General features: G+C 39.2%; 11 protein-coding genes. All 11 read left to right on the plus strand.

Going from position 1 to position 16941, the window contains the following annotated elements:
• Window positions 1-16: 16 nt before the first annotated feature.
• Window positions 17-1126 (plus strand): DUF5007 domain-containing protein, encoded by a 1110-nt coding sequence (locus A9970_RS19390; RefSeq protein ID WP_259655441.1) that lies wholly within the window; start codon window positions 17-19, stop codon window positions 1124-1126.
• An 11-nt stretch (window positions 1127-1137) separates the two neighbouring features.
• Window positions 1138-4296, plus strand: a complete 3159-nt coding sequence (locus A9970_RS19395; protein ID WP_259655442.1) for a SusC/RagA family TonB-linked outer membrane protein — start codon at window positions 1138-1140, stop codon at window positions 4294-4296.
• Window positions 4297-4308: 12 nt separating this feature from the next.
• Complete coding sequence (locus tag A9970_RS19400) at window positions 4309-5856, plus strand: RagB/SusD family nutrient uptake outer membrane protein (RefSeq protein WP_182983405.1); 1548 nt, start codon at window positions 4309-4311, stop codon at window positions 5854-5856.
• Window positions 5857-5867: 11 nt separating this feature from the next.
• Window positions 5868-6629 (plus strand): fasciclin domain-containing protein, encoded by a 762-nt coding sequence (locus A9970_RS19405; protein WP_120333021.1) that lies wholly within the window; start codon window positions 5868-5870, stop codon window positions 6627-6629.
• Between the two features lie 36 nt (window positions 6630-6665).
• Window positions 6666-8282: a DUF5008 domain-containing protein gene (locus A9970_RS19410; RefSeq protein WP_182983406.1), complete on the plus strand. Its 1617-nt coding sequence runs from the start codon at window positions 6666-6668 to the stop codon at window positions 8280-8282.
• A gap of 16 nt (window positions 8283-8298) precedes the next feature.
• A complete protein-coding gene (locus A9970_RS19415; protein WP_182983407.1) occupies window positions 8299-10035 on the plus strand; it encodes an alkaline phosphatase family protein in 1737 nt (578 codons plus the stop codon).
• 16 nt (window positions 10036-10051) lie between these two features.
• Window positions 10052-11422: a discoidin domain-containing protein gene (locus A9970_RS19420; protein WP_120333024.1), complete on the plus strand. Its 1371-nt coding sequence runs from the start codon at window positions 10052-10054 to the stop codon at window positions 11420-11422.
• 42 nt (window positions 11423-11464) lie between these two features.
• On the plus strand, window positions 11465-12508 hold the full coding sequence (locus A9970_RS19425; RefSeq protein ID WP_182983408.1) for a PKD domain-containing protein: 1044 nt from the start codon (window positions 11465-11467) through the stop codon (window positions 12506-12508).
• Between the two features lie 251 nt (window positions 12509-12759).
• Window positions 12760-15057 carry a GH92 family glycosyl hydrolase gene (locus A9970_RS19430; protein WP_182983409.1) on the plus strand — a complete coding sequence of 766 codons (2298 nt, stop codon included), beginning with the start codon at window positions 12760-12762 and terminating at the stop codon, window positions 15055-15057.
• A 207-nt stretch (window positions 15058-15264) separates the two neighbouring features.
• Window positions 15265-15645 (plus strand): hypothetical protein, encoded by a 381-nt coding sequence (locus A9970_RS19435; RefSeq protein WP_157625872.1) that lies wholly within the window; start codon window positions 15265-15267, stop codon window positions 15643-15645.
• Between the two features lie 184 nt (window positions 15646-15829).
• The gene (locus A9970_RS19440) at window positions 15830-16936 is read left to right on the plus strand and encodes an efflux RND transporter periplasmic adaptor subunit (RefSeq protein ID WP_182983410.1); all 1107 of its coding nucleotides are present in this window, start codon (window positions 15830-15832) and stop codon (window positions 16934-16936) included.
• Window positions 16937-16941: the final 5 nt, after the last annotated feature.

A 16941-nucleotide genomic window follows, 5' to 3' on the forward strand; every position in this document is an offset into this window, starting at 1 on the left:
TTAAGAATGTATGGACATGAAAATTGCTAGAAAATTTAACACAATAAATAAGGCATGCAACTTGGGACTGCTCATCTTGATGTGCGTCGGCTTAAATGGATGTAAAAAGCTTTACAATTTACCTGATGAAAAGGAATTTTTAAGTGTCAACTTGACTTACGACGGAAAATCTTTTTATCCCATCTTGGGAAGAACCTCGCTGATGGGGAATATTAATACCGATCATTCGACCACACCGCTACGATTTGAAATTGTTAATCCCCGTTATGGTGATGGGCGTCCTTACAAGGACCTTTTCGAAGTAAAACCTGTCTATCGGTGGATATACCGTTACGATGGTACTGAAAAGAATTTGGAAGAAATTGAGGCCAAGCGCCAGTTGGTGTATCGACCTCTTTTTGAGGTAGATTCTACAGGTAGCTTTATTTTGTGGAATTCTTCGACAAACGAGTTGATCGAGCCGCGCTCAAAAGACAGTATAGATCTGGTGCAGAATATACGATATTTTGATCTAAAGGTCTCCAATTCGGGTGGGTCTACAGTGATCAAGGATTTTATGATCCTGCCATGGCGTGTTCAGGACTATGAACCTTATTCGGATAAAAATCCATATAATGGCGAAACTGCTCCTGATCCAAATGACCCTAAAAATCCAAACAAGAAAAGCTATATCTGGCCTTCCTATATGAATGGGGTGTATGGGGAATCTTCCAATCAGTTATTACGCACGGATGATCAGTTTAAAGATCTGGTTGTCTATATCCGCAGATTTACTGGAGGGAATGGACATAATTTGCGCTTTGTCTTTTTGAATAAAAATGGAGAACCGATAAATCCGGATAGTTTTAATGAAACAAAGTGGAATGAACTGGTGCATGGTTTTAACATGAAAAAAACGTCTACTTATGTGCAATATGATGTAGCTTATCCAATTCCCTTAACAAGTTTCCCAACAAAGTATAGCAATGGGAACAGTGCAAAGGTCGATTTTTCCTATTCCAGAAAGGGATTTGGCGGCGGTTTAATTACGGCCAATTTTGGGTTGAACTTTAAAATTTTTACCAAAGGAGATTGGGAGATTGTTTTCCATTTTCAAAGGGAGAATCCACGATTTGATAATGAATAATTGAAAAAGTTATGCAATTTAAGATATTTTATAACAGCTGCATGCTGTTGATATTGTGTGTGTTTCTTTCTACAAAGGTTTTTGCACAGACAGTCATTATGTCTGGTAAGGTAACAGATAATAAAGGGAGGCCGCTGGCGGGTGTTACAGTACGTTTTGGCAAATCTGGAAAGGAAGCGACCTCGACAAATTCCTCGGGGGCATTTAGCTTAACAACGGCAACCGGAACTTCCGTTGCCTTTAGATTAATTGGTTATGATGGAACCACGATGACTGTGAAGGCCGACAGAAATGTAGTCGTTCAATTGAAGGAGATCGATAATCAAATGGATGAAGTTGTTGTTAGGGGGTATGTGAAGCGTCCAAGAGAGACAACTACAGGGTCCTCGACTAAGATCAGTGGAAAAGAAATTCAAGATATTCCATCGGCGAATGTGGAAAATTTACTTCAAGGCAAGGTCGCAGGGTTAAATATACAGGTAAATACTGGAGCACCGGGATTTAGAGGATCCACACAGATCCGTGGACTTTCGACAATCAGTGTGACAGGTAGCGGTGATCAGTCATTTCTGACCCCCACCTCACCGTTGTATGTTATCGATGGCGTGCCAATGGATGCGGATAGAGCCAATGAACTTGGATTAAGCCAGCAGGGGCCAGGAATCAGTCCATTGTCATTAATTCCCCCTGAGGATATAGAAAGTATAGAGGTGCTTAAAGATGCGCAGGCTACATCGCTATATGGATCGTTGGCTGCCTACGGTGTGATCATTATCAATACGAAACGTGGTAATTCTGAGGTTCCCAGAGTCAGGTATACGGGCAATTTCTTCCTGAAAACGCCACCCCAGTTACGTCCAACTTTGGGTGGAAATCTAGAACGCCGTTTAAAGCTATTGCAGATCTACGGAAATGCGCTGTCGCAGGATGACCTGGACCGAATTTCACAAACCCCCATGTTATCGGATAGTTTGAACGCTTATTACAATAATTCAACCAATTGGCAGGACTTATTTTATGCGACAACCTACAACCAAACGCATAATGTCGCAATTGATGGGGGGAACCAGAAGTTAAACTATAAGGCGAACCTGAATTATTATAATGAAAATGGTATCATCAAAAATACGGGTTTTGATCGCTATATGACCAATATGCGATTTGAATATTATCCCAACGAGAAATTTAAATTTACAGCGCAGATAAGTGCTTCACTTGGCTCAAAAAGTAAGGGGAACGGGTTAGGTATTTTACAATCTGGTGTGGCAACAAACGGGATGGCATCAACGTTGTTGCCTGGTCCGTCTTTTTATCTGGCATCCTCAGGATATAATTCAGCATTGAAGACCCGAAATGATAATTCGTCTAAATCGATCAAGCCTTTCATTGAAGCATCCTATGAAATTATTCCAGGTTTGCGGGCAACAACAACAATGAGTTATGAGTCTACTTCCGATAATGAAAACACGTTTACACCAGCGGCAGCAAATGGTCAATTTGCACAAGTTTATGCTTATTATGGTCGATACAATTCATTGTATAATAGGAACTCTATCAATTATAGTCACACGTTTAATGAAAAGCATACCGTATTTTTCAATCTATTCAATGAGATTCGGACCTTGGAAAAACAAGCAAATGCAACTTTACAAGCCCGTACACCAAATGATCAATTTGAAGGACCTCTTGGATTTGATGGCTATTTTTCCAAAGGAGGAGGATTATTGCGCCGTGGATTCGGAAAAGAAAGAGGATTATCTTTTGCAATCGCTGGAACTTACGATTACATGAAGAAGTATGTGGTAGACCTCTCTTACAGAATGGATGGGTCGTCACAGAATGGATTTGGAAACCTGTATACCAAAAATCCTGCTGTTGGTCTTCGATGGAATGTCTATCATGAGAATTTCTTGAGAGATGTGGACTGGATTAATTTGCTCTCCATTCGAACCAGTTGGGGGGTGAATGTTATGCCGAATAGTACCTTGGAGCGCGTTTACGGAAAATACGATATTGCAGGAAGCTATAATGATAAGATAGGCATCGGAATCAATTATGAACAAATTCCAAATCCTGATCTAAAACCGACAACAACAAGCCAGTATAACTTAGGTTTGGACCTCGCTTTCTTTCAAAATAGATTTGAATTGACTTATGACACGTATTATAAGAAAGTAAACAATATTCTATTTGAAGAACTACTTTCTTCGTCGCTCGGCTTTGAAAAGGTAAATAGCAACTCAGCTGCCATTGCCAATTATGGACATGAGTTATCTGTTATGTTAAGGCCTTTGACCGAAGGTCGTTTTACCATGTCCATAGGGGTAAACGGAGCCTATAACCGGGATGTTTTGTTAAAACTACCTGAGCATTATGGTGGGCAATTTGTCCGTTGGGAAAATATTGATAAATATAAGCAACACGTTGTTTTTAGAGTGGGAACCTCAACGATGTCCAACTACATGTTATTAAATAGAGGTGTATACAGCACAGATGCGGATGTACCGGTTGATCCGGCGACTGGACGACGTTATCGGATGGCAAATGGTACAGAATTTCAGGCGGGTGATCCCATTTTTGCAGATTTAGATGGCAACTATGTTTTAGATGAAAATGACTATGCCCGTACCGGGAATTCTCAACCATTGATTACCGGCGGTATGCAATTGAATTTTAATTACAATCATGAAACTCTCGGATCATTTGGTTTGAACTTATATGCGTCCTATACGGCAAAACGCACCATCTTGAATAATGCACTTGCCGAGCGACTGCAATTGATGAGCGATCCCTATGGTGATAGAGCGGTGGTTCCGTTAGATGATGTTAATATGTGGATGAAACCCGGCGATAATGCAAAGTATCCTTATGCTTACGATTTCAGAAGATACTCAAGTGTTAATCCGTTTCGGATGGATCAAGATCTCTGGGCTGAAGATGGGTCCTACTTTAAGTTAAATAGTGTGACACTGTCTTACATGTTTACAAAAAATGCTATCAGAAGATATGGGCTTGAGCGTCTACGGGTATATGTTTCGGCTGAAAATATAAACACATTCTCCAAGTATAGTGGACCTAATCCCGAAAATGTAAGCACGATGGGTAGGGATGCTTCTGGTGGATACCCTGTTCCTAGGCAATATAATGTTGGTGTTAATATTGATTTCTAATCGAGCTGTATTATGAAAATAAAAAGAAATATAGGAAGAATAGCGTTTGTCATATGTCTATGTACAACCGTAATGATGGGCTGTAAGAAATTTCTGACGGTGGAGCCGATCGATAGGCTTACGGGTAACAATTTCTATCAGTCAAAGGAAGATGTAGAAGCAAATATAGCACGTATCTACAGTCAATTTTTTGAAAAACTGAACGAGTCATGGGTAATCGGTGCCATTGGTGAGGCGAGGTCGGGAGAAATTTTTCCCGCCCCTACAGCTGGAACTGATCGAATGATACTTCGCGACCTAGGGACGAATGACATGAATGCTGTGTATAACAATACAATGAGTGGCGGTCGTTCCCAAGGTTATGCCATGTATAAGGTTTCTATCTGGGATACTTATTATAAGGTAATTCAGAGCTGTAATATTTTAATCTCCAAATTGGAAGAGGGGATTCCAGGCTTATCTGCTTCGGATAAAGATCGTTATAAATCTGAAGCCACTTTTATGCGTTGTCTAAGTTACTTCTGGATGGTTCGTCTATATGGCGACGTGGTTTATTATACCGATGCATACTTCGCAAAGCAACTTCCACGTGAGGATATGGTTTCTGTAATTAGCAAAAGCATTGCCGACTTAGAATCTGTTAAAGATATTATGCCATGGACTTTTGGGGAGTCATCACAGCGTGGGGCCCGAGCAAGCCGGGGAAGCATTATCGCTTTGTTGATGCACATGAAGATGTGGAATGCGAATTTTGATTCGCCAAATGCAACGAAGTATTATGAAAGTGTGGCTAGCTTAGGTAAGGAGTTGCGTGCTAGTGGCGTTCACCGTCTGTACAAACTAACCCCCGAGGAGTGGGCTAAAGTCTCAAAAGGACGTACGGAGGAATCGCTGTTCGAATTCTACCGAACGATCAATTACGATGATCAGAACAATGCATATGCGCCTTTGTGGGATCATTTTTTACGTTGGCCATATAAGTTTCCTCGTTATAACCAGCAATTCAGCATTGCTTATTATTCCTCCATTTTCATGTACAGGATTTATCCGCTAAATGGTCCTGCAGATAAGCGAAAAGAGCTTTGGTATGAGGATATGTATGCGAATGATGGATTATTTGTTTTGAAGAAATTTGCAGCCAATGTCTTTGCGTCGGGAAATGAAGACTCTAATCCGGATAATACATTTATGATATTTCGTTATGCGGATGCGCTGTTATTAGAAGCGGAGGCGCTAGCTAATTTAGGTGCTGCACGTGAGGCTGAGGCAATCACAGTACTTAATATTGTTCGGGATCGGGCTGAAGCCCCTCGCTATGCTGGTGGTGGTACAGATCTTAAGAATTTTATTTTCGAAGAGCGTTGTCGTGAATTGATTGGCGAAGGGGCAAGATACTTTGATCTGATCCGGACCCGAAGAATACTAAATCCACAATGGACCATGAATCCCATGACAATTGATCAGTATAACCGTCGTGCGTGGACTTGGCCTTTGGATGCTTCAGCTAAAAATTTTAATTCAAAAATCGTGTTGAACGATTATTGGACAGGAGGAAATTAAATCAGATTATTATGAGACAAGCTAAGATTATAGGATATGCCTTCATTACGATGTTACTGTTTGGCCTGGGATCATGCAAAAAGGATGCATATTATAAAGATGGCGGATTGGCGCAGGCAAAATTTGATGGCTCCATTATAGATTACCTGGATTCAAAACCAAGGGAATTTGATTCGATTGCCAAAATAATTAGGTTGGCAGGTTTGGAAGAAGATTTTAAGACCAAGGAATTTACTTTTTTTGCTCCGAGGGATGAAAATATAAAGAGGTTGATTGGTCGAGCGAAATCAAATTCCATTATCGATCAGTCAAGTGTTAATTGGTTGCTTTACAATTTAGGGCGAGATACCATCAAAACATTGGCAGATGTAGATAGTGCGATTTGGCGTAAGTATTTACTGCGTTATATGTTTAATGGAAAACGAAAATTAATGGACTATCCACAGATCGATTTTGATTTACTAAATGTCTATAAAGGACAAAATTACACCTCATTTGCAAATACAGTTTCCAATATAGGAGTTGTCTATAACGATGCAATAAATGATTCTGATAAAAACAATATCACCCGGTTGAAATATATGGGGTACCGACAATTGTATATCTCCTATATTCCAGATATCAGTAGGCCAAATGAATGGCGGTCATGCCCGGTCGCTTCATCAGATATTCAACCTGATAATGGCGTTGTCCATGTAATCGATTATACCAAAGCTCAGTTCGGATTCAATCAGAGCGATATTCTATGGGATATATTAGAAAGTAAGCGTTAATAACAATAACCAGTTGTAGTTTAAATTATGAAAGTTATGTACAATACGATTTGGAAATTTACAGCCTTGTTGTTTGTTATTGCTCTTTTTTTTGGATGCAATAAGAATAATAAGATGTTTTCAGCTCCATATGAGGAAGGGCTACCGCCTTTGGATATAGAAATCAATCCAACCGATAAAATGCAACCAGAATCGGGTAAAACTGGAGTTGAGACCATCATGCGGATTAAAGGTTTAGATAAATATAAAGATAAAGCTATCATCCGATTTAACGGCGAGAAAGCACAGATTGTCGAGTTAACAGCAGATTACGTAAAGCTTAAGGTTCCGCCTTTTGCTAGTACGGGAGTGCTTTCTGTTGCAATTGATGATATTGTATTTTTTGGACCACAATTTACGGTTTTAGGAAATGTATCTATAGATCCAACTTTTCAAGTGGGGGTAGGAACAAATAATACCGTTTCTGATGTTCTTTTTTTGGAAGATGGCAAAATGATCTTTACAGGTTCCTTTACAAATTATAATAATAAAGGATCTATCCGGCCAATTAATCGTCTCGTCAGAACTTTTGCAGATGGAACATATGATGCAAGCTTTCGTATAGGTACCGGCGCCAATAATTCGCTAAATAGCATTTTAAAATTAGGAAATTACTATTTTTTGGCAGGTTCTTTTTCGGGGTATGGGCAGCGTAATTCAGATATCAGCAATCTGACACGAATTTATACAACAGGAGCTATCGATACAATGGGCATTAAACCATTCCGACGTCCTGGGCAAACAGATACACTAAAGTATTATCCGACATTTAATGGTGGGTTTGATGGAAATATCGGAAATATTTATGAGTCTGAAGGAAAAATCTTAGCGACAGGAAATTTTAGATATTACATTCACCGCACCTATGATAAGCCAAATCGGCTTGAGACAAGAGATACCATTATTTTGGATAGTACAGAAATCAGGCATATCGCCCGATTGAATCTGGATGGTTCACTGGATAAGTCTTTTAGGTTTGGGGCAGATGGCAAAGCAATGGCTGGTGGAAATGGATCTGTAGCAACTGTCTATCATAATAGTGGGGCTTTAAAGGGGAAAATTTTAGCTTATGGTTCTTTCAATAGATTTGATGGACAATCCGCAGGATATATAACACGGTTAAATGCTGATGGAACATTAGATGCTACATTTAACCCTGGTGGAGTTGGAGCGGACTACAATGTGTCTTCGGTTACTTACAATAATGTCACGAATAAATATATGGTTGTTGGAGATTTTAGTAAATACAACGGTGTAGCTGCAATAAAAGTTATTATGTTGAATGCAAATGGAACAGTAGACCAAAGTTTCCAGGCCAAAACTTTTGAAGGTGGAAGTCCCTTCTATGCGATGCAATTAAATGATGGTTTAGTTGTCGTTTCGGGAGATTTTGCGCGCTATAGTAATATTGCCCGAAATGGCTTTATGATCCTGAATTCCAATGGAGAATTGAATGGAGATTATAACACTTCTGGTTATTTCTCTGGCTATATCAATAAAGTTGTCGAGACAAAAACAGAAGATGGCAAACGCGCATTACTTTTGATGGGCTTTTTTGGACGATTTAATAATGAAGAAGTACATAATCTGATTCGAATTAAATTGGAACAGTAACTTAAATTTTAAACTGATGAGATCTCAAGCTAATTTTCGAAATATAAGCCGCTGGCTAATGTCTTTGGTCATGTTATCGATGTTCATGTCCTGTAAAGATGAATTCGGTCGCTTGCTACCGGATAATGAGGGTAAACAAGATACCGTGGACCTGGTGTATGGTAAACCTAAAGTGCTCATGCTCATTGTGGATGGAGCAAGAGGAGAATCGGTTCGAACGGCAAATATTCCAACGATGAATGGTTTACTCAACCATTCGATTTATTCATGGGTTTCGTTAAGCGAGGAACATGACGATGCAACTGCTACTGGCGCTGATTTATCCAGTATTATCACTGGGGTAAGCCAAAATAAACATTTGGTCATTGGTGATAATTTTAAGAACAATAATTTTCAGACCTTTCCGACAGTCTATACAAGGGTCGCTTCAAATATGAAAAGCCCTGAATTCAAGGTGTATAGCAGTTCTAAACTATTTGTTGATCATCTAACTCCTGTTGCGGTAGCTAAATTGGAGAGTACAGACGAAGAGGTTGTCAATGGTATTAAGGAGGGTTTAAAGCAACCAGAGTTAACAATGCTAACTGCACATTTTACAGCGATTGATAAAGCAGGAAAGGCTAGCGCTTATGACAATAGCAGTGCTGTTTATAAAGCTGCCATAGAAAATTTCGATAAGCAGGTAGGGGAAGTTATTAAGGCGTTGGAGCAACGTCCCGCTTTTAAAAAAGAGAATTGGTTGGTAATCATCACTTCGAGTAAAGGCGGCCCGTTTGAAATTCCTCCCACGCAGAATGACAATACAATCTTTAGCAACCCAAATGTTAATACCTTTACTATTTTCTACTCACCGAAATATAATTCAAGGTATATTAATAAACCTTATTTGGGCAGTCGCTTTTCGGGAGATTTTTTAAGGTTTAAAGGCGGTATTTACGCAGAGTTGACCGAAGGGGATAATCCTGTTTTTGATCTCGGCGATAATGAGGAATTTACCATTGAATTAAAAGTTAAGAAGAATAAAGGACCAAATAATACCTATAAATTTCCCAATTATCCATCTTTTATTGGTAAACGAGAGAAATGGGAATCAGGCGCGCCGACAAATGGATGGATCATGGCTTTCAAAGACGATTATTGGATGTTCAATGGTCGCGGTCCGAATGGAAGTGGTGAGGTAAATGGCCCGAAATTGAACAACGCAACATGGAATAATGTAACAATAGTCGGAGCATTGACAAGTGACGGTAAACGCATAGTTAAAACCTATACAAATGGTCTCCCCGGCAATGAGATGGACATTAGTTCATGGGGTTCAATTAGTAGTCCAGCAAAATTTAGGTTGGGACTGTTAAATGGGGGAAGCAATTGGAACGAAGGCGATTACTACTTGGCTGATGTTCGATTTTGGAAAGTAGCATTGCCCTTGGCAGTTATTACGCAATATAATTGCCAAGTAGGAGTAAGTGAAGAACATCCCTATTATCCAAATCTTGCGGCCAATTGGCCTATTGTGGGAACTGTTACTGATGGTGTACTTTATGATGATGGCCCCTATGGGAATACATTGAAGATTGGGGATTCTGCCTATGAAATTTCTAAGCTGAATGATTTCCTTTGCGCTCCTTCTGTTGAAACAATAAGTACGTTAGTGCCGAAAAATACCGATATAACTGCCCAGATATTTAGCTGGTTGCAGATCGCTAGACAGGAGAATTGGCAACTAGATGGACGAGTTTGGGTAGACAAATAATCTTAAAAAAGCTAATATGAAAAGACTATTTTATTATATAACGATAATTTTGGGCTGTAGTCAATTTTTGGCTTGTTCAAAAGATAATCTAGAAGTGTTTAATTTACAAGGAGGGGCTCCTGTTCAAGTTATCGCAGAAGGTGAGGGAAAAGATCTGATCAAAACAAATGATTATGTACAGGTTCCGATGAAAGTGAAATTGAGTAGTCCAGCATCCCAAACTTTTGATGTTGAGCTTCAATTGAATACCGATACAGTTACCAAATTAATCGAATCGGGAACACTAAAAGATGTGGTTACACTTCCGAATTCGGCATTTTCTTTTCCCAATGTAGTGAAGTTTCAATATGGTGCAGATACCACCTCTTTTTTGTTAACGATTTCGCGAACAGAAATTGAACGTGTTTACGGTAAGAAGTTTGCACTGTCGTATAAGTTGTCTAATCCAGGAAAAGGTAATCAGTTGGGAAATCCAAATAGCATAATTGTAACGATGGACTCAAAGGATCTGCTGACTGCGCAAGATATCCATTATCTTTCGATAACAAATTCACCTGGCAATATTATCCTGGCAAGCGATCATAATAATTACAATACAACACCTTCTGGAATTGAAATACCGATCGGTGTTTCGTTAGCATCCTTTCCTAGTAAATTTTTTTATGTTGAAGTGCGAGGAACAACTGATTCAATTTCAAATTGGATAACGAAGAAAAAGGTACCTGTGAACACGATCGGTTTAAAGGAGAATGAATACTCCATTCCTTCACGCGTGCAGGTTTTGGGTAATAAATCTGCAGCGGCGTTCAATATATCAATTCCTTGGGATGTTATTACCAAAAATAAAGATAAGTTTCTCGCTGTAACGGTCTACTTGAAAGATCCTACGCTGCATGTGATCAATCCTCAGAAAAATTATACTACGATTTTAATTGATTGTGCAAAGGTTGTCGAATTCGATGTAACTGGGGAAGCAACTCTAACGGTAAATCGTGATAATAATGGTGGCGCAAATGCAGGTGAGGGAAGTCTCAAGCTGGTGGATGATCTAACGAACACAAAATTCTTGCAGAGCGCATTTACAGGTGATCTGAAGTGCACACTTACATTTACCAGAACGCTGAAGATTGGAGCATATACGCTCACATCTGGAAATGATGCTATAGAACGTGATCCAAAAAGTTGGTTTCTTGAGGGATCATTAGATGGTATAAATTGGGTCACTATTGATACCAGAGTAAATGAAAGTTTCCCAAATAGAATTCAAACAAGAAGATTTAATATCCAAAAACCAGGTAATTATAAATTTTATCGCCTAAATATTACAGAAAACGTGGGAAGTAGTTTATTCCAGTGTTCTGAATGGAGGATGATCGAATTTTTATAGACGGGCGGTAACTTATGGTATTACAACTATGAATTTATAAAGATGAAATTAGTAAGATATAACTTTTATATACTTTTACTGTTTACCTTATTAGGTTGCAGTAAAGAAAAGGAAGTGGTTGTTGACAAACCACAGCTTCCCAATCCGGTTTCTGCTTTTTCTATTAAGCAGGTTGCGAAGGATGACCCATTTACTTTTGAATTTACAAATCAGTCAAAAGATTATACTGAAACGCGATGGAGCTTTGGTGATGATAGCACCTCTTCGAAAACTTCGCCGCAACATACTTTTTTAGGGACGGGTGATTTCACTGTAAGACTTAAAGTGCTCAATGAAAATGGCGATTGGGCCCAACGGGAGGAGGTCATTAAAATTGATGCGGAGAAGCTAATTCGATTCAATGCGACAAAGAACGGAATAGGAAAGTTGATCCTAAGTTATGCTAGTGATATTGCAGTTAAAGGAGTCATTTGGTCAAAGATGACTGATAAAGATAAATATGAGCAAGTTTCTGATAAGGAGAAAGCCGATATTTCGATTGAGGTGGGGAAATTCGAAACCTATCAGCTAAATGTAAAAACTCCTAAAGGGTCTCAAATTGTCGTTACCAAGATGCTTACCGATCTTGGCATTATAAAAGACTGGACAAATATTGATAATACCTTTCGAATCTCTCAAGACAACTCGAGCGGCCCTGATGCAGGTGAAGGATCGAAGAAGTTAATAGATGGTGATACCAAGACGAAACTATTTATTGGTGGATATCAACCTGGAATGTATTGGCAATTTGTATTCTATCAACCACAAATCATTAATGGTTATACCATAACAACCGGAAATGATTCTCCTGAAAGGGATCCTAAAGATTGGGAAATACAGGCCTCTGAAAATGGAGATACTTGGGTAACATTGGGCACTGTCACAGGGTATAGTTTTGGAAATACTCCGGCAGATAGAAATAAATCGGTCAATTTCACCTTTACGAATTCAAAACCTTACACCCATTATCGGTATGTTGTGAAATCAGTCTCCTCTGGATCAAATTTCCAAATGAGCGAATTTAGGCTTTTGGAACTACCTCAGTAGACACTAAAGAACGACATCAGCACGCTAGTTAGCGAAAAGAGGGTGATTGGCTCAAAAAGTAGCCGTAAGATATTCGCTTGAAAGAGGAATATTCTACGGTTATTTTTATGTTGGGTAGGGATACGATCTACTCTTTTTTTGTAACCATCTTGTGAAAAATACCTTGCCATCTTCTATATTTAATTATCTTACTTATATTTACTAATACGTTTTAGCTTTTTTGCTAGTGCTATCAACCAAATACATAATTTATGTTTAATATTAAAAAACTAACAGGTAGTATTCTTTTTCTATTCGCGACGCATGCTGGAATGGCGCAACAAACCTCGCCTGTTGATTTCGTTAACCCTTTGATTGGTACTGAATCGAAGTATGAATTGTCTAATGGCAATACTTATCCTGCAATAGCTCGTCCTTGGGGTATGAATTTTTGGACCCCGCAGACTGGAAATATGGGCGATGGCTGGGTATATACTTACACGGCAGATAAAATTAAAGGATTTAAGCAAACCCACCAACCAAGCCCCTGGAACAATGATTATGGTCAGTTTTCAATCATGCCAATAACAGGTACACCGCAATTTGATCAAGAAAAACGGGCGAGCTGGTTTTCACATAAAGCAGAAATTGCAAAACCTTATTATTATAGCGTCTACCTTGCGGATCACGATGTGACAACAGAATTGTCGCCATCACAACGGGCAGCAATCTTTCAGTTCACCTTCCCCAAAACAGACAGTGCTTATGTTATTATTGATGCATTTGATAAGGGGTCTTATATTAAAGTAATTCCACATGAAAATAAGATTATCGGGTATTCAACAAAAAATAGCGGTGGTGTTCCGGAGAATTTCAAGAATTACTTCGTCATTACTTTCGATAAACCATTTTCTTACAAAGCTGCTGTTAAAAGCGGAGCAATAAGTAAAGACGAATTGGAAATTCAGGACAATCACGCCGGAGCAGTCGTTGGTTTCTCTCCCTTGAAAAGAGGGGAGAAGGTCACCGCCCGTATTGCTTCTTCCTTTATAAGTTTTGAGCAGGCAGAAATTAACCTGAAGGAGGTTAAATCGAAAACATTTCAACAGGTTGTTGACGAAGGTAAAGCACAGTGGAACGAAATCCTCGGACGTGTACAGGTTGAAGATCCTAATATTGACCGATTACGTACATTTTATTCCAGCCTCTATCGTTCAACACTTTTTCCAAGGGATTTTTCTGAAATTGATGGAACAGGCAAGCGTATACACTATAGCCCTTACAATGGGCAGGTCCTGCCTGGCGAAATGTTTACGGATACAGGCTTTTGGGACACCTTTAGGAGTTTGTTTCCCCTGTTGAATTTATTGTATCCGTCGATGAATGATCGGATGCAGGAAGGTTTGGTGAATGCGTATAAAGAGAGTGGTTACCTTCCGGAGTGGGCCTCGCCAGGACATCGTGCATCGATGATTGGAAACAATTCCGCTTCTATTGTAGCAGATGCCTTGATTACTGATCGCAAAGGCTATGATAAAGACCTGTTATGGGAAGCGCTTAAGCATGGGGCCAATAGTGCCTATCCGAAACACTCTTCGACGGGACGCTTCGGTTATGAATATTATAATAAATTGGGCTATATACCTGCTGATGTAAAAGTAGACCAAAATGTAGCACGTTCACTGGAATATGCATACAACGACTGGTGTATTTATGAATTTGGCAAAGCATTGGGCAAACCGGAAGCTGAAACAGCTATTTATGCAACACGCGCGATGAACTATAAAAATCTGTTTGACCCAAGTACAAAACTTATGCGTGGAAAAAAAGCAGACGGATCGTTCGTCTCAGATTTTGATCCAAGTGCCTGGTCAAGAGAATATACGGAAGGAAATTCTTGGCATTGGAGTTTTTGTGTGTTCCATGACCCTCAGGGTTTAATTAATTTGATGGGTGGTAATAAATCTTTTGTTTCCATGTTGGATACGGTGTTTGTTATTCCGAGTTATGAGGGTATGAAAAGTCGCGGAATGATCCATGAAATGCGTGAAATGCAGGTGATGAATATGGGGCAGTATGCGCATGGAAATCAGCCTATCCAACATATGCCCTATCTGTATAATTATGCTGCAGAGCCCTGGAAAGCACAATATTGGGTGCGCAAAATAATGGATAAACTTTATTTGCCTACACCAGATGGCTATTGTGGTGATGAAGATAATGGGCAGACTTCAGCCTGGTATGTCTTCTCTTCGCTAGGATTTTATCCTGTTTCTCCTGCCTCGGGCGAATACGTGATTGGTTCACCACAATTCGATAAGGTGACATTAAATCTTGAAAATGGGAAAAAAGTGAATATCCAAGCGAAACAGCGGGGAGCAAATCAGGTCTACGTAGATCAACTAACTTGGAATGGAAAGCCTTATAGTCATAATTATATCCGTTATAAAGATTTATTGCAGGGTGCCAAACTTGATTTCAAAATGAGCGACGCACCGAATAGAAATAGAGGTACAAAAAAAGAAGATGCTCCATATTCCTTTAGTAACGAAAAAATAAAAGGAAAATAAAGATTGAGTTCTGATAGACAATAATGAATTCAATGATGATACTTTAGTTCGAAGTAATTGTGTCGACTGTTTAATTGATCTTTTAAGGTTTATAACGGAAACCATGAACATTACTTGTTTTTTGAAAACCATGACTGCTAATTTTTTAGGCTGTCATGGTTTTTTTACACGAATAAAATAATCTTAGCTATTTAAAGTCATACCTTTGTGATTCGAAATTTCGATATGTTAGGCAAAATATTTCATTTTTTAACACTCTTTGCATACCTTAATCTGTTGACCTATGAGTCTTTCTCCTCGGCAACCGGACAGGTGCTGCATGCAGGTGAGACCATTGTGGAGTATTTTCTGGATGACGTATTGGATTTGGAACCCATTCATTCTTCCCAAGAAGAAAAAGTACTATTGCAAGATGATTATCGTATATTTTCGCTCAATAGTCAAGTACTACCAATTTTTATTTTTGTTTTTGGAATCGTCTTTACCGCATTATGTTTTGCAAAAGATGATGAACATCCTTTTTACCGATCTAAAACCCTATGCTTACCAGGGTATTATCGCTTCCTGTCCCGTTTTAGGCCATTCTAGTTACGCTCCTTTAATTTTCTAGCGGAGGCTGCAACAGTTTAATTTTATTTCTATATATGGTATGGAAGGCCTTGGGCCGCTCTTTACGCTATAGAATTGCTGTAGCTCCCATCTAACACATTCTCCTAACGACTGATTTTAAAATACCGTAGGAGGGTTTAACATTTTACATTTTTTATCGTTTATGAAGAAATTACTTTTACTGTGCCTTTTCGTGGGTATGGTTGGGATGCTGGCTTCATGCCATTCATCCAACGCTAACGCTGATCCGAAAGAAGAACTCAAAAATATCCCTGTAGTACCTTTAATGGTAATGGATACGACTGTTTATCAAGAGTATATTGCGGATGTTCAAGCCTTAAAAAACGTCGAAATTCGTTCCAAATTGAATGGATTTTTAGATAAAATTTATGTAGACGAGGGGGCTTGGGTAAAGAAAGGCCAAATACTATTTAGGTATAATAATGAGGAATATCGTTCGGAATTAGCCAAGGCCAAAGCACAGTATGATAATGCCATTGCCGAAGCACAAAAGATTAAGTTGGAAATGGAGCGAACTCAAAAATTGGTTGACAAGAATATTGTGAGCTCTTCCGAATATAATTTATTGAAAATTCAACTAAAAGCGGCCAATTCTAAGATAGAAGAAGCCCGAGCTTTGGTTAATCAGGCACAGACAAGATTGGACTATACTGTTATACAAGCTCCTTTTGACGGCCGTATAGACCGTATCTTATTGAGAGAAGGCTCTTTATTGACCGAGGGTAGCTTAATTACGACGATCTCCGATTTAAGCAAAGTGAACGTTTATTTTGACATTTCTGAAAGGGAGTATCTGACACTTATGCGTGATAAGTTGGACGGTAAGGAAACGCAAAAATCGGTCAAGTTAATTTTGGCCAATGGTGAGCTGTATCCACACGAGGGAATTGCCCATTTGGTAGAAAGTGAATTTGAAGCCAATACTGGATCCATTGCCCTTCGAGTTCAATTTCCCAATGCCGAGCATATCCTAAAACATGGTGCAACAGGTAAGATTGCTGTGCCAATGCAGACAGGGGAACATACCTTTGTACACCAAAAATCAGTATTTGAAATTCAGGACAAGACATACGTTTATACTGTACAGGCAGATAGTACCGTAAAAATGACACCTTTTACAGCGGGCCCGCGTGTGGGGCATTATTACATCGTGGATGGAGGTTTAAATCCCAACGCCAAGATTGTCTATGAGGGAGTACAGGGACTGCGGAGTGGAATGAAGATTAATCCAAAAATGAGGAAACTGTAGGGGAG

The organism is Sphingobacterium sp. UME9, from assembly GCF_014170215.1.
Lineage (GTDB): Bacteria > Bacteroidota > Bacteroidia > Sphingobacteriales > Sphingobacteriaceae > Sphingobacterium > Sphingobacterium paramultivorum.